The sequence below is a fragment of the Paenibacillus salivarius genome (assembly GCF_051307165.1).
Lineage (GTDB): Bacteria > Bacillota > Bacilli > Paenibacillales > Paenibacillaceae > Fontibacillus.
On record NZ_CP195592.1, the window covers coordinates 1267761 to 1284291 of the forward strand.

Sequence of the window (16531 nt, forward strand, 5' to 3'; positions counted from 1 at the left end):
TAACAAGCGGGTGAGAACGATGTCGGAGAAAATCATCGGTGTTTTAACCTCTGTTCTGGACGGCTTTTATTTCGGAAATATACTGAAGAGCGTGACTCAAAAGGCAAAAGAATACGGCGCCCGCGTTGCGGTCATCGGAACGTCGGCCCGTTATTATGATCAGCTGTACGCCGCAGGCTATGTGGACGGGTGGATCGTCATTATGGATGCGGTCGATAACGACTATGTCCAGGCTTTGCGCAAACAGGGTAAGCCCGTGGTAGGCATTAATACGCTGCTCGACGTCGATTGCACGATTTCGATCGATAATAAGGGGATGCTGGACAAAGCCGTGAAGCATTTGGCCGGACACGGGCATACGCGGATCGCCTATATTGGAGATACCCTGTTTTACGATGCGCAGGAACGGTACCACGGATATATGGAAGCGCTTCAAAATGAGGGGCTCGTGTTTGACCCTAAGGGTTATTTTGATTCCATGCGGATGAGTATCCCTGAGATCGCAGCGTCCATGTTGAACGATGGGCTTCCTTATTCCGCCGTGATCACAGTCAATGATTTGCTGGCGGTTGAATTGATTCATGAATTCAAGACGCACCATGTTCGGGTACCGGAAGATGTGGCTGTGTTCGGGATCGATGATGTGCCGGCGGCCCAATCGATTCATCCGGCCCTTTCCACCTTCAGGTTGCCCGTAAACGAGCTTGGAAATCGGGCGGTTGAACTGCTGATCGATATTTTCGAAAACGGCCGCCAGAAAAAAGAGCCGGTCAAGCTGCCTGTGAATCCCGTGATTCGGAACAGCTGCGGCTGCCGGTCGGAAACGGTGGAGTATAATGTCGTGGATCCGACCGAGACGATACAGTATTTGGGGAATATGATGTCCCGGAATTTCAATCTTGGCGTTTTGATGCAAACTTATAAAAATAACGAAACCAAAGAAATGAACTGGCTCTTGCACACGCCTTTTCGCCGGGGCGTCGTCGGCCTGAATCATCCGAAAATCAAGGACGCCTATCAGGTGTACCGTTTCGACTTGGAGGCTTTCCCCTCGGAAAAGCGGAAACAAAACATGGATCCGGTACAGGCTCCTTTTTTCCCGCCCCGGGCGTTATGGGATGACCCGGAATTTATGGGGGATGACAATGCCGCAATCATCGTTCCGATTGCTTTGGAGGAGCAGGTGCTCGGAGTGATGGCCCTGGTTGGGCTGGGGGATTTGTCGCTGGAGTTAAAGCCTTTTAATACGACGTTTCAGCTGGCGAATTTTTTCGCCTCGGCTTTATTGCGGGAAGAAGTTTATTCCGAGCTCCAATCTTACTCCGAGCAGCTTGAGATTATATCGAATCTGACGCATGACGGAATATGGGAAGTGGATGTAAAAGAGGGGGAAGTGATTTGCAAGGGCGGAATTTTCAAATTGCTCGGTTATTCCAAGGAAAATTTCCCCACGGCGCTTGATACGGTTTCTCTGCTTCTGCACCCCGATGATCTTGCGGAGGCACGCAGCCGGTTTCTGAATCGCCTCAACGAGGATAAGCCGAATTTCGAGGTGGAATGCCGCTGCCGCCATGCGAACGGTTCCTATGTCTGGCTTAAAATCAACGGGTATTCCCAATATGACGATTCAGGAAAAATGATTCGCGTCGTCGGCTCGGTGAAGGATATTTCCGATAGAATGCAAGCCGAAAACCGAATTCGCCAGCTGGCTTACAACGATACATTGACCGGATTGGCCAACCGGAATTCGTTCGAGGAGCAGTATGCGGATCTGCTCGTGGACGCAGCAAAGCATAACAACAAGCTTGCCGTTCTGCTTCTTGATTTGGACCGCTTCAAGCTCATCAACGACAGCTACGGCAATCAGTCCGGCGATCTTGTGCTGCGGCATGCGGCATACACGATTAAATCGTTGGTGAAATCCGGCGATTTGGTAGCCCGGCTCGGCGGAGACGAGTTCGAAATCGTGATGCCGAATGTGCGGGATAAGGAAGAAGTGCTGGAAACCGCCGGTCGGATCCTGTTCAAACTCAGCGAGCCGTTCTATGAAGAAGGCAGAGAATACTACATATCGTGCAGCATCGGAATTGCCTTGTATCCGGAGCACGGAACAGATACGGTTACGCTCAGCAGGAACGCCAACCTCGCCATGCACCAGGCGAAAGAAACAGGGGGGACCTGCCGGATTTATTCTCCGGGCGCGAGCGCGTTCCGCACCCACCAGCTGGATATGGAAATTCAATTGCGAAAGGCGCTCTCCCGCAAGGAGCTTGCCGTTTTCTATCAGCCTCAGTATGATTTGGAGCGCAAAATGATTTACGGGGCGGAAGCCCTTTTACGCTGGAATTCTCCCAAGTACGGGCTTGTAAGTCCGGACGTGTTCATCCCGATTGCCGAAAGCACGGGACTGATCATTCCGATCGGCGAATGGGTGATGAGGGAGGCCTGCTTGCTCAGCAGTTACCGGTCCGGCCAAAGGCATTCCCCGCTGAAAGTATCGGTCAATATTTCGGCAAGGCAGTTGAATCATCCCGATTTTGTGGGCACGGTAAGGAAGGTTTTGGCGGAGACGGGCTGCCGGCCGGACCACCTCTGCCTGGAAATTACCGAAAGCATGATGCTCAAAGACATCGGGTACAGCATGAAAATTGTAAATGAGTTGATCCGGCTAGGGGTTTCCGTTTCGGTCGATGATTTCGGTACGGGCTATTCGTCCTTGTCGATGCTCAAAAGCTTTCCGATCAGCGAGCTCAAAATCGATAAGACCTTCATTAAAGATATGACCGAAAGCGGTGAGGACAAAGCGATTGTGCACGCGATCATCAAACTGTCCCAGATCATGTCGATGAAGGTCGTCGCCGAAGGCGTGGAGACGCTCGAGCAGATGGAAATGTTGAGCGAGCTGGGGGCGGACTACATCCAAGGTTATTACATCAGCAAGCCGCTGCCCGTAAAGGAACTGGAGGGATTTTTGGAGAGCGGGGGTAGGCACAGCGGGGAAATTCGGTGATGTCATGGTTAAAGCGAAGATTTAGGGAGATTCACGGAGAATCACGGAGATTAGAGACGCTCATAGGTGCGACCCAAGCGCGTGATCCCAAGATGCTTCAAGCGGTGAGTGTTGAGGTCCTGAAGCCGCCGTTTTCTCGCAGTTTTTTTGAATACTGTGAATTTTCGCATGTGTACACGGCTACCGACCCCGCGAAACAGAGGCCGAAGCCCATGCTCGACCCTAAGGAAACTACATATTCTTACTGGGCTCATTTTGGCGGGAAATAATAACTAACGAAACGTCATATCGCTATTTGACCTAACTCGGCTTCTCAACCGCCTTTTTAAGGCAAATAACGTTATCCAGTTTCGTTAGAAAATCAAAACCGCTAATTTAGCCAAAATAAGATGATCCAGTTTCGTTAGCCGGCTCGCAAAGCCAAAAAAAGAATGGCGCATCAATGCGCCATTCCGAGTCTTTTGGCCAAATCGCCAAAGGGCAGGTTTTTTTCGTCGTCTCCGCTGGAATAGACCAATTCCGAGCTGGTCAACTGCTCCTCTGCCGCGTTGTTGGTTGCCAGGTTCATCTTCGGGTAAACGACCGTGAAGATTTTTCCGGTGTTGAAAGCATCATCCAAGGCGCGGTGCGGCTGACCGTCAAACGGAAATTCCAGCATTTCCAGCGCCTTTTTCAGGCCGAAGCGCCGCCCGTGGTCCATGCCGTTCAAACGGGAAAAGGCGAGCTGCAAATCGTTGTAATTAAGCAGCCAATCCAGGGCCAACTCATGGTAATGGCATTGCTGCATGAACTGGAATTTGTCATCCGGTCCCCACGCGATCAAATAGTAAGGCTCTTCCCCAATCCACTCCACAAACGATTTCAACGCCTCCGGAAAAGCCGGAGCCCGCTCCACCTGCTCCTGAGTCACTCCCGTAAACGTCGTCGTATCCGGAGTGAGCTTATGATTCCTGGACGGCCTAACGTAAGTGTGGAACTTGTCCACCAAAACGGGAGCCAGCGGCGTACCTTCGGCCTCTCGACAGACACCGGCCACGCCACCATCAGCTACCCGCCCGTCGTCATCGCCACCCTCAGTGGCACGCTCCCCGGGAGCTACCATTTTCACCGCCCCGATTTCAATAATATCCGCCAGATGGTGCTGTTTCCGTACTACCATAAACTCCAGATCGAAAATGATGTATGTTGCCATGATCTGTTCCCCTCTCGAAAGTTGCTGTATGACTATTTTACCAGATTTGCGGAGGATTGGGGGAAGGGGAATGTGTATCGAATATTAATTTACAGATATCAGGAATGAGCGGCGGTGATCCGGATTCATACCTTAAAATTTTAATTAAATTCTATGTAATCCCTTTAACGATATGGATTCTCAGGAAATCTCTGAATTTTTATGTATAAATATGGTTTAGGCATACAGGACTAATTTTCCAAGTTGGCAACCAACCACTTTAGTACTTCAAAAATACGTCGTTTTCTAATATTGAAGTCCCTTTATTGCTAAATATTACCTTGGAATTATCCTCCTTTTAAACTATTTACCTTGAATTACTGGAATAAGATAATTGGTAATGATAGCACCTGGGAACGGAGGGCGTTTTGGTTTTTATGCATCGGTAGGAATAAAGTAGCTGTTTTGACAAAAAAACACTGCTTGATTAGTATTTTTAATGAGTTTGCATCTAAGAGGGGGGGAGAAATGAAAACTTCAATCAAACCCGCGGTCTTTTTTTATGCGGTCGCTTCACTGATTGTTTTTTATTTGTTTAATAGAGTCGCGCTCACGATCGAAGGGCTCGAAGGAAACATTCTGGAGAATATTAATGCGGCAGCCGACGGGATTTTATCCTCGGTTGCGGATCAACCCTTCAAAGTCGGGGGTACCAAAGTAAGCCTGTTGGCGGGGCTATGCGGTGCGATCCTGGTTTGGTTGGCATTCCTATACAATGTGATCGGCTCCAAAAAATATATGAGAGGAATCGAGCACGGGTCGGCCAAATGGGGAACGAAGAGAGACATCGCTCCTTTTATCAATAAGGAGGATGAGGATCAGAATCTGATTTTGTCGGCGACGGAAAAGCTCAGCATGACACCGGCCAAAAAATTCGAGCACGACCGAAACAAGAACGTTCTGGTCATCGGAGGCAGCGGATCGGGGAAAACCTTTTCTCATATAAAGCCGAACCTGATGCAGCTCCACAGCTCTTACGTCATTACGGATCCCAAAGGGACGCTGCTGCCGGACACCGGCCATTTGTTTATCGAGAACGGATATGAAGTCAGAAGCTTTAACACGATCAATTTTACTAAGTCCATGCATTACAACCCGCTTGCATACATAAACAACGAGAAGGATATTTTGAAATTGGTCAATGTGTTGATCGAAAATACGAAAGGCGAAGGCAGGCAAAGCGGCGAGGACTTTTGGGTCAAGGCCGAAAAGCTCTGGTACAGCGCCGCCATCGGATATTTGTATTACGAGGCTCCTATGGAGGAACGAAACATTCCCGCGCTCGTCGATATGCTGGACATGAGCGGGGCCAGCGAACATGATGAGGACTATCAAAGCCCGATGGATCTCATGTTCGCGGAATTGGAACGAAGAAAGCCGGACTGTTTTCCGGTAAGGCAATACAACAAATTCAAACAGGCTGCCGGAAAAACGATGAAATCCATTTTGATCTCCTGCGGCGCAAGACTGGCTCCTTTTGATATCCAGGAGCTGCGGGAAATCATGAGTTACGATGAATTGATGCTCGATGAGATCGGCGACCGCAAAACCGCCTTCTTCGTCATTATGAGCGACACCGACAATACATACAGCTTCATCGTAGCGATGATGTTCTACCAGATGTTCAACTTATTGTGCGATAAGGCGGACGACCGTTATGGAGGTCAACTGCCGGTACACGTGCGCTGCATGCTGGATGAGTTCGCCAATATTGGAAAAATACCGAATTTCGAAAAGCTGATTTCGACGATCCGAAGCCGGAATATATCGGCGACCATCATTCTGCAATCCCAATCTCAGTTAACTTCGATCTATAAAGAAGATGCCGATACAATCACCGATTGCTGCGATACGCTCGTGTTTCTCGGAGGGAAATCTTCCAAAACGACGAAAAGCATATCCGAAATGATCGGCAAAACGACGATCGACAATCAAAATGTGAACGAGACCAAGGGGCAGAATGCCAGCTACAGTCTTAACAATCAAGTCATGGGACGCGATCTTATCGATGCTTCCGAAATCGGGCGCTTGCGAAGGGATGAATGCATTGTGCTGATTTCCGGGCTGCCTCCGTTTAAAAGCCAAAAGTATGACACGAAAAAGCATAAAAGATTTCGGTATCTTGCGGACAGCGGGGCAAAAGGGAAATTTGAAATTACCGCTACGCAATCGTTTGCAACCAGGGTTTGAACGCTGTGTTTAAGCGTTTGAAATACAAATCATAAATTGTTGAAAGGGAGTAATTATCCATGGACTTACTTAATCAAGTATTGGGCTTGGTCACCAAATTTGCGATTATCGGCGGCGGTCTTTGGCTCGTATGGGGAGTTGTCGTTTTGGCCGGTGGCTTGAAGGACAAAAATGGCCCTGCCCTGCAATCGGGAATATGGCAGATTGTTGGCGGAGGACTCATCATCACAGCTGCCGCACTATTCTCTTCGGTAACCGGTGGAGCGGCGACATAGTTACATGGGGCGGCTGCATGGTGCTAGCCGCCCCTTTTTTCATACCTGAGGAGTTGATACGAATTGACGGATGCCATATTGGAAGTCCTGAAATGGATTAATGATTTGCTGTTGGGTGTTGCATCGGACAATTCGAAGCTTACCGGAACGCTGGAAGCCTTTATGCCAACACTCTACAGCTTTTGCGTTGATATTATGAACATTGTCGTCAAACCGGTTGCCTATACGGTGCTTGCTCTATTCTTTGTCCTTGAGCTGTACAAGGCGAGTATTCGAACGGACGGAATGGGAGGAAGCGCCAACAATCTCGGAGCGGAAATTGTGTTCCGCGTGCTGTTCCGGATGGTGCTTTGCAAGCTTGCCGTAGACAGTGTGTCCCTGATCATGAATGCGATCTATGATGCGACCACGCTTCTCACCAAGGGAATTGCCGGGGTTGTCGACAAAAGCAATCCTAGCGGAGGCATTGATACGGCCGCATTGGAACCGGTCATCGATGAGCTGGGATTCTGGAAACAGCTGGTAACGCTCATTGTCTGCATGATTATCTTTTTGGTCGTGCTGGTGGCCATAACTATTTCGTATGTCATCATTACCGCCAGATTTATCGAGCTGTTCGTCTATTTCGCCATATCCCCGATTCCGATTGCCACACTGCCGAACGAAGAAATGTCCCAAATCGGAAAGAGCTTTTTAAAGTCATTTGCGGCCGTGTGTTTGCAAGGGACTCTTATATTTCTTGTCCTGTCCTTCCTACCGGCCTTGTTCAACGGAATGACGACCGGCAAGGAAGGAGCCCTGGAATTATGGGGAAGCCTGATTGGCGTCCTGGGATATTCAATTGTTCTCATTATGGCCGTGATGTCTACAGGCAGATGGGCGAAAGCCATATCTAACGCCATGTAAGGATGGGAGGATGCAAGCTTGGCGATCGAAGTCAGAATACCCAAGGAAATTACGGAGTACAAGGAAAAAATTCTGTTTGGCATGTCGATCCGGCAGCTCATTTGTTTCAGTGCCGCTATCGTCTTGGCTGTCGGTTCTTATTTGCTTTTAACGAAAGTATTCTATCTGTCTATGGACGCGGCAAGTTATGTAATCATTATCGAATCGATTCCCCTGATGGCCATCGGTTTCGTGAAGAAGAACGGATTCCCGTTCGAAAAATATTTCGCTCTGTTTTTACGCCACAAGACGGGAAGAAACAAGCTGCTGTATCAAACGGAGCTTCTCATTGACAAAGTCCCTGACCCCAATAAGGAATCGGAAAGGAAATCGAAATATGCTTGGATTTTTGAAAAAGAAGAAGCCGCAGGAAACGGCGGGCCAAAACCAACCCGAAAAGAACAAAAACGAAACAACTCCGCAAGAGAGTGCGAAGTCTTTACGGTTACAAAAGCAAGCCGCAAAGCAAAGAGCAAAGCAGCAATCCGAAAAATTAAGAAAGCTCGACAGGACTACAGAGCAACAAAACGCAGAATTGCGAAAGAGGCTAAAAAAGGAAGCGGCCCCCAAATCGGTACAACAGCAAATTAAATACAAAAGAATGTTCGAGGACGGGATTTGCGAAATTACGGAAGGTTTTTACAGCAAGACGTTTAAATTTTCGGACATCAACTATCAAACGGCGAAACGTGAAGAGCAGGTGGATATTTTTAGCCGCTACTGCGAAGCTTTGAACTATTGCGATCCCTCGGTCATGCTGCAGATCACGATTTTAAATCGGCGTATTGATAGAGAAGCTTTTCAACAAAACATGTTCTCCCCGCTTGTGAACGACGCACTGGACGATTATCGCAGGGAAATGAACGACATGCTAGGGGAAAAAGCGTTGGAGGGGCAGAACAGCATTTTGCGGGAAAAATATTTGACCTTCTCCACGTACGCAACTACGTATCACGCAGCTATACCGATCTTGGCCAGACTCGAGACCGACTTGGTCGGTCATTTTAAAGCCTTGGGCTGCGACACTCATACTTTGTCCGGATTGGAGCGGCTGGAACTGCTGCACAATCAATTCAGGCCGGATGAACGTTTTACCTTTACTTACGACTATCTTGTAGAAAGCAGTCTGACGACAAAGGATGCGATTGCGCCGGACAGCTTTAACTTTTCGGAAAAGGATACATTCGAATTCGGGAAGTTTACGGGCCAGGTGCTCTACCTGAAAGACTTGCCTCCCGACTTATCTGATAAACTGATCTCCGAACTCTCGGACCTTCCGATCGACATGACGATCACGATGCACATCAAGAGCGTGGAGCAAGATAAAGCTTTTGCCCTTGTCAAACAAAAAATCAGCTTTATGGAACAACAAAAAATAGATGAGCAGAAGAAGGCGCTCAAAGCCGGTTATGACGTGGACATGATTCCTTACGAGTTAAGGTACAGCTTGAATGAAGCCGAGGAATTGCTTGACGATTTGCAAAACAAAAATCAGCGGATGTTCAAGGTAACGCTTACCGTATATACGTTTGCCGAAGATGCCGACGATCTGAACGATAATGTCTATCAAATCATGGCCACGGCCCGGAAAAACAATTGCAAAATGTCGAGGCTCGATTATTTGCAGCGTGAAGCGATGAACAGCGTGATGCCGGTCGGGCGTAATCATGTGGAGATCGAGCGCACGTTGACTACGGCCAGCACCGCGATTTTCGTGCCGTTTACGACACAGGAGCTTTTCCAGAACGGCGGGATGTACTACGGCTTGAATGCGATGTCGCGGAACCTGATCTTTTTTGACCGCAAGACGCTCAAGGCGCCGAACGGCGTAATTCTCGGAACACCGGGAAGCGGCAAATCCTTCGCCGCCAAGCGGGAAATGGTGAACGTCCTGCTAAACGATCCGAACTCCGAGGTGCTCATCATCGATCCCGAGCGGGAATATACTTCGCTGGCGCAAGGTTTTGACGGTGAAATTATCCATATTTCCGCAGGCAGCAAAGCGCATATCAACCCGCTGGATATCACGATGGATTATGCGGACGAGGATGATCCGATCCTGCTGAAATCCGAATTCGTATTGTCCCTATGCGAATTGCTTGTCGGCGGTAAACAAGGTTTGACGGCCGCCCAAAAGACGGTCATTGACCGGGCGTGTAAACTTACATATCAACCCCACTTCATGAATCCCGCCAAAAACCCTGTGCCGACTTTGAAGGATTTTTACCAGGTGCTGCTGATGCAGCCCGAACAGGAAGCCCAAAGTTTGGCTTTATCGCTAGAACTGTATATCAACGGGACACTATCCGTGTTCTCTCATCCGACCAACGTCGATACCCAAAAGCGCCTTGTCGTATACGATATCCGGGATCTCGGCAAGCAGCTTCGGACAATGGGGATGTTGATCGTATTGGACCAGGTCTGGAACCGGATTACCCAAAACCGTGCGATCGGCAAAAGAACATGGATTTATATCGATGAGTTTCAGCTTCTTCTCGTCAACGAATATTGCGCGAACTATTTCTTCGAATTATGGTCAAGAGCAAGAAAGTGGGGGGCGATCCCGACGGGAATTACCCAGAACGTGGAGACGCTGCTTCTTTCCGATCTCGCGCGCCGCATGCTATCAAATAGTGATTTTATTATGATGCTGAACCAGGCAACCTCTGACCGGATGGAATTGGCCGGCTTGCTGAATATCAGCAATAAGCAGCTATCTTATGTAACGAATAGTGAAGCCGGGCACGGGCTGCTGTTTGCCGGAAAGAGCATTATTCCTTTCATCGACAAGTTCCCGAGGGATACACAGCTTTACCGAATGATGACGACGAAGATTGAGGAAGTCACGGATGTGACCGGCAGCAGGGAAAAAGTAGAGGTTTGATTGAAACCCACCATGTCATCCAGAGGGGGGATAGGATATGAATAAGGCATACAGGGTGGTTGACCACAACCAAGCCATACGTAATGACAAGACCGGTATTCATAAGGAATCCGTTCGCACCTCTTTGGATCATTCCGTGAAAGATAATCTGATCAAAAGCCGCGATTATTCCGAAGGAAGGAAAACGGCTGCGGACTCCGGCCAGGTCAATAGAACAAACGGAAATCGGAGCTACAAAAACTATGCACAGCAGCAGCCAACGCCTGAACAGAGTCCAAACCAGTCCGTAAGCCAGGGAGGGCAGCGATACCGCTCGGACGGTTCATCTCCGGGCTCCAAGACGTATTCGGCGGAGAGATCCCGAGAGAGGGAAGACCGTAACCGGGGAGATGTGATCGGCGGAGCCGCAGGCTCAGCAACGGTTGCCGGAATGGCTCATATGCTGGTGAATTCGGATAAAAGCGGTATTCACACCACCTTCGTCAACGATGCCTTCGGGGAGACGGTTGCCAAGAAAATGCTGAACATGACGGCTTTCGAACTGAATAGTCATCAAATCGCCGGATCCCAGGAGGCAAGAGGGATTATTCATTCCGCCAAATCCGCGGGTAGAGGCTTGGCCAGGGAGATGCAGTCCACCATCGTGGATGATGACCAGGGGGTTGCCGGGAGAACCCGGAGGCTCGCCTCCAGATACGGGTACAGGGCAGGAAAATATACGCTGAAGTCCGGCAGAAGCATGGCAGGCGGGACATATCGGCTTGCGAGATATACCAAGCAGCTGGCCAAGGATGTCCAGGCCGGGAATATATCGGTCAAGGAAGCGAAGCTGCTGGGGTTAAAACGCGGAGCCGGCGCCGTATCCGCAGGCACAGCCTCGGTGGGCAAAGTGATTAAGCTGGAAACGATGCGAGGCATGCAGGAATTTGAAGGCTCCGAGGATCTTGGCCTTCAGGCCGTAACCAAAACCAGGGACGCCATATTAACGACCAAGCGAACGGTGACTACCGCAAGACGGTCCGCAAAGGCGGTCGGTAAAGGAATTAAAGGCACGGCCAGGATGGCTCAAAAGGCCGCGATTCAATTGCAGCAGGCGGCCAGGTATGTCGCGGCCGTCGCCAGGAAGGCCATGGCGAGTCCCGTGCTCATCAAGGCCGCAGGGTTAATTATCGCCATTGTTCTCATCGCTGCGCTTGTCATGAGCGTCGCCTCGGCGATTTCCTCCATTATTCCGACGATTTCGTTAAAAAGCGAGGACGAGGAGCTTACCAAGACTTACAAATACGTTACCGAGCTGGATGCGAAGCTGGAGAAGGAACTGCAGGATGTTCCCAAGGAGAATAAAGGGATCGATGAATTTCACTACTACCTGAACGGCTACGAAGTGGATCCGGCCAGCCTTCGGATTGAAACGGACGCGGACCTGATTTTGCTGTTCTTTGATACGAAATACAATGACTATGCATTCAATAAATTAATATACGGCATATTCGGGGGGACGAATGTCCAATCCGAAGTCGAGGAATTGCATAAAAAGCTTTATCAGCTCAAGAAAGAAAAGTGGTCGGAAAAAGTTTCAGTCACAGATGATGACGGAAACACGCATACGGAAACGATCTGGCATATGGACATCAGGCTCGAAATGAAGAGCTTTCAAACGTATTTGACCGAAAACATGGATGAATTGCTTACGGAAGATGAACAGACCCGAATGGAGGCGCTGCAAACCGTCGGGGTTTATACCGTTAAAAAGGAACTGGGTAACCCGTTTCCGGACAAAACCTGGGGGTACTCATCCCGTTTTGGCTGGCGTGTGCATCCGATTTCCGGAAAGCTGGCCGAGCATAACGGAGCCGATATTGCGATGCCGGGAGGCACCCCAATCAACAACGTATTGTACGGCAAGGTTTCGACGGTAGCATACGATGCCGATGGATTCGGCAATTACGCGGTCATTACCTGGGGAGAACGTGAAGTTCTTTATGCTCACATGAGCAGCGTTGCCGTTTCGGAAGGCCAAACCTTGAAAAAGGGCGAGGTGGTCGGTTACGTCGGAACTACGGGCAGCAGTACGGGGAACCATCTCCATATTGAATACAAGAAAAAGGGGTACACGTTAAACCCTCAGTTCTACCTGGAAGGCGCGTCGGCCGGACAAGGAATGACTGACGAAGGGGCCACCAATCTTATTACGTATGCGGAGCAATTTATCGGCCTGCCTTACGTATGGGGCGGTTCCGCTCCGCCGACCTTCGATTGCTCCGGCTTCATTTGTTGGGTATTTACGCATTCCGGAACACGGAATTTACCAAGAACGACCGCGCAGGGCATCTATAACCAAACGGTCAAAATCAGCGAGAGCGAGGCACAGCCCGGAGATCTTGTCTTTTTCCATCATACGTACGATAGTCCCAACCCGATCACCCATGTCGGCATTTATGTCGGCAACGGGCAAATGCTGCATGCGGGCGACCCGATCCAATATACTTCTTTTCACACTCCATACTGGCAGAAGTTTAATCCGGTGTTCGGGAGACTGAAATAATTGTCCAGGAGGTCAACAATGCTGCAAAACAAGAAATTGATTTGGATAGCCGCGGCAGCCGTAGTACTTGTCATTGTGCTGCTTGCCGTATTTATTCCCAAAGGGAAGGATCAGGCCGCCGAGAATGCAAGCGCGACGCCGGATACCACAAAGGTAAGCGAAGCCGGCAATGCCCAAAATGCAAAGGTGGCAGGTACATGGTACAGCGATCGAGAGGATAACGATATTCTTACCCTTTCCGAGGACGGGAGCTACTCTTCAACCGGGTGGCTCACCTCCGGCAAGTACATCGTCGAGGGGGATTTGGTCTCGTTAACGGACCCTTTCGGGACAACGAAGGAATTAACCCTAAAAGACGGAGAAGGCGGGAAGGTGTTATTTTACGAGAATGAGCCTTTATCCCATACGTATTTCCAGAGCGAGCAGCTGGCCAAGCAAAGCCAGGAGGCGCAAAAACCGGAGGAGCTGCCTTTAGGGGAACTGGAGGAAGTGGTTAAGGAAATGACCCTGGGGGATTGGGAAAGCGAGTACCAGCCGCAGGTGCTTTCTATTACGGAAGACCAAATTGCTCATCAATTTAAGGACAAGGACGGAAAGGTTCGGGATGATTTAACGCAGTATTATTCATATAAGATCGTCGAAGTCACCCAAAGTGATTCCAAGTACTATGAGCTCGGTTTTCATGTGAATTTGGAGATCACCAGGCTAGACGATAACTATACGTACACGGCGGATATGTCGATCCAAAAGGATCGAGAGGGCTCATACGCAATTAGCAGCGGATATGCTCCCCTCCAAGGAAACTTTATAAAGATCAGTGCTACGGAGTAGGAGGCAGGAGAATCCGTCGAAGTGTACAATAATTACTAATATAATGTTTCATAGACCGACAAAACATGGGGGTGAGCATTGCATGTGGTGGAAAAAGAAGGATCCGGAAGCGATAAAAGATAAAATGCTAACGTTCCTTGAAGAAAAGTATGGGGAAGAATTTCTGCCAATCGCCTTCGAATCCGGCGGATACGCCTACAGCTTCGATACGCTGTGGGCTTATCCGAAGAACGGGACTCAGGAGGATCGATTTGAGATTCGGGGATCCCGTACGAAAAATGGATACGAGTTCAGTGACGGTTACTTTGGAATTTATATTAAACCGAAGTATGAGGCGCTTTTACGGAGATTTGTAGCTGAAGTTTATCGGGATTTCAAGCTGTTTACGAGCTTCAGCGAGGGCGTTTGGTCGGATGAGTTAAATAAGAATACAAAGATTGAAGATATTCACTCGAAAGATCAACTGTTCGGTTCGAGCACCGTCATTTTTGTGAACGAATCCTCTACGAAGGGAATCGATGATGAGGAAGGGATCAGAAGAATCGCGGAAAAAATGAAGGAACATAAGATGGTGGGCAATGTCCGGGTTTATGTTGTGTTTGACGACAAGTTCGATGCTGTGAAACTCAATGCATTGAATGCGACACCTGACGAAAGGAAAGAACTATACCCTCGTCATCGCCAGATTATTAGGGTCACACAGGAACTTGAAGTGAAGAAATACGGGGAGGGGAGCTAGGTGGCAGCGCTTAATGACAGCCAGTTAATTCTCCTCGATAATTTAATCTATTTAAAAAATGTCGCTAATCGAAATGATATATCCGTTGGCGAAATAGTGCGTGATTTAATAGAGAAGGATTTGGATTTAAGCAAAGACCAGAAAACGGATAAATACCCCGGCTCCATGTCCAGAACAGAATGGATTGATATTCTGAAAGCTATTGAACAGGATCCGCAGCTAACCAATTTAACCGTACAATACGGAGATTCCGGTTATGTTTATGATCAAAGCGGAAGGATCGTTCTTGATGCAGATCGGAAAACCCCGCTGGAAGCCGGGGCTCGTACAGCAACCTTTGTCGATTTGGAGACGGAAGAAGCCGTCGTCGTGTTCCGAGGCACCTCCGGCGATCTCGAATGGCATGACAACGGCACGGGCGGCTACTTATCGGACACCGAAATGCAAAAGCGCGCACTTGACTATATCGAAAGCCTTCCCTACGACAACCTTACGGTAACCGGTCACTCCAAAGGAGGAAACAAGGCCCAGTACGTCGGGATCTTATCGGATAAAGTGAAGCGGGTGGTTTCCTTGGACGGACAAGGATTTTCGCAAGAATTCATGGATAAATTCAAGGACCGCATCGCAGCTAATCAACACAAAATTACCTCCATTTCAGCCGGCAATGACCCGGTTAACAGCTTGCTGATTCCGATTGCAAGCACCATCAGGTATATTAAGACCAGCCATCCCCGCAATCCCTTGGATCTATTTTATTACCACAAGCCAAACATTGTCCTGAATGAGCACGGTATATTGAACGAAGAGACGAACCAAGGAATTATACCGAGATTTATTCATGAATTTTCCGTCTTTGCGAGCGCTACGATGAAAGAACCGTTCCGGAGGTACACGTTCGACGGACTGCTGGGATTTCTGGAGAAGGGAAACCAGGGTTCCTCCAAAGAAAGTTTGGGTCAATCCCTTTTTAGCGTGATTATGGCGATAAGCCAGCTGGATAATCTGGCCTTTTCCAAAATAAACGAGAAGGGCGGAAGATATGCAGAATTGGCCGCTGCCGCAACGGGAACGGTGATTTTCCCTTATATTTTTGCGGATGATTTACTGCGCTCTTCCTGGAGAAACTTAAACGAGCTTAAAGATTACGCGATCGAAAAAGCCGAACAGTTCGGGGAATGGCTCGATAAAACGATGGCTGCGGCGTCGGAGAAATTTAAAGAGCTCGGAACGCAATTTGGGGAGGCTTTTTCGGCTATAGCCGAGCAATTAAAAGCAGCCATGGAATCCCTCATTAAAGAGATCGGAAGTTACAAGTCGTCTCTTGAAAATGCGGTAAAATCAATGATAGAGGCGATTGACCGGTTTAAAGACAATGTGATTCAAGAGGTTAGTGATTTCGGCAATCATGTGATCGAAGGCATGCGAAATGAAACGGTCAGTCTCGAAGATAAGAGCCAGAGCAATAGTGATCTGAACATGAACAAAGAATTATTTAGTTACCAAAAGTGTCGGAACGATTTGACTGCATTGGCTTACGAAACGAAAGACGGAGCTGTCAAGGATTTTTGCCTAAAACAGATAGATGAACTGGATACACTCATTCAACGCAAGAATAACGATAGCTTCGAAAAGGTATTTCATCTGAATGATTTTTATCAAGTCAGTAAGGAAATCGAGAAATTGGATGCAACGGGCAGCCGGACTTCTTCCTTAACCGCGAGGATGGAATTAACGAAAAGGTTGGCGCCGCTGATTAATAGACGACGAGAAATCATGAAGGCCATCGAGGAGATCGGAAAACCGCATGTCGTAACCCTGAATAAAAACACAAATCTGGAAAGATGAAGTACGGACCTATCATAGTACCGGAGGTGCAAC

Annotated in this window: 11 protein-coding genes; 10 read left to right on the plus strand and 1 reads right to left on the minus strand. The window is 48.7% G+C overall.

Annotated features, from left to right (window positions below):
• The first annotated feature begins 19 nt into the window (after positions 1 to 19).
• A complete protein-coding gene (locus tag ACSFXJ_RS05615) occupies positions 20 to 3010 on the plus strand; it encodes an EAL domain-containing protein (RefSeq protein ID WP_435924227.1) in 2991 nt (996 codons plus the stop codon).
• A gap of 439 nt (positions 3011 to 3449) precedes the next feature.
• Here the strand turns inward: ACSFXJ_RS05615 and ACSFXJ_RS05620 are convergent, their stop codons facing one another.
• On the minus strand, positions 3450 to 4202 hold the full coding sequence (locus ACSFXJ_RS05620) for an exonuclease domain-containing protein (protein WP_435924228.1): 753 nt from the start codon (positions 4200 to 4202) through the stop codon (positions 3450 to 3452).
• A gap of 507 nt (positions 4203 to 4709) precedes the next feature.
• Between ACSFXJ_RS05620 and ACSFXJ_RS05625 the strand changes: the two genes are divergently transcribed.
• The 9 genes from ACSFXJ_RS05625 to ACSFXJ_RS05665 all read left to right on the plus strand — a co-directional run bounded on the left by ACSFXJ_RS05625 (position 4710) and on the right by ACSFXJ_RS05665 (position 16498).
• Complete coding sequence (locus ACSFXJ_RS05625; RefSeq protein WP_435924229.1) at positions 4710 to 6431, plus strand: VirD4-like conjugal transfer protein, CD1115 family; 1722 nt, start codon at positions 4710 to 4712, stop codon at positions 6429 to 6431.
• Positions 6432 to 6490: 59 nt separating this feature from the next.
• Entirely contained in the window at positions 6491 to 6706 is a 216-nt protein-coding gene (locus ACSFXJ_RS05630) for a hypothetical protein (protein WP_435924230.1), read from the plus strand.
• A 63-nt stretch (positions 6707 to 6769) separates the two neighbouring features.
• Positions 6770 to 7612, plus strand: coding sequence for a type IV secretion system protein (locus tag ACSFXJ_RS05635; protein ID WP_435924231.1), 843 nt, complete (start codon positions 6770 to 6772; stop codon positions 7610 to 7612).
• Between the two features lie 18 nt (positions 7613 to 7630).
• The gene (locus tag ACSFXJ_RS05640; protein WP_435924232.1) at positions 7631 to 8242 is read left to right on the plus strand and encodes a PrgI family protein; all 612 of its coding nucleotides are present in this window, start codon (positions 7631 to 7633) and stop codon (positions 8240 to 8242) included.
• Positions 8187 to 10535 carry a VirB4-like conjugal transfer ATPase, CD1110 family gene (locus ACSFXJ_RS05645; protein ID WP_435924233.1) on the plus strand — a complete coding sequence of 783 codons (2349 nt, stop codon included), beginning with the start codon at positions 8187 to 8189 and terminating at the stop codon, positions 10533 to 10535. The genes ACSFXJ_RS05640 and ACSFXJ_RS05645 overlap by 56 nt, the downstream gene beginning before the upstream one ends.
• A 37-nt stretch (positions 10536 to 10572) precedes the next feature.
• The gene (locus ACSFXJ_RS05650; protein WP_435924234.1) at positions 10573 to 13080 is read left to right on the plus strand and encodes an NlpC/P60 family protein; all 2508 of its coding nucleotides are present in this window, start codon (positions 10573 to 10575) and stop codon (positions 13078 to 13080) included.
• Positions 13081 to 13098: 18 nt separating this feature from the next.
• Complete coding sequence (locus ACSFXJ_RS05655) at positions 13099 to 13911, plus strand: hypothetical protein (RefSeq protein ID WP_435924235.1); 813 nt, start codon at positions 13099 to 13101, stop codon at positions 13909 to 13911.
• Positions 13912 to 13993: 82 nt separating this feature from the next.
• Entirely contained in the window at positions 13994 to 14650 is a 657-nt protein-coding gene (locus ACSFXJ_RS05660; protein WP_435924236.1) for a hypothetical protein, read from the plus strand.
• Positions 14651 to 16498 carry an Mbeg1-like protein gene (locus ACSFXJ_RS05665; protein ID WP_435924237.1) on the plus strand — a complete coding sequence of 616 codons (1848 nt, stop codon included), beginning with the start codon at positions 14651 to 14653 and terminating at the stop codon, positions 16496 to 16498.
• Positions 16499 to 16531 lie beyond the last annotated feature (33 nt).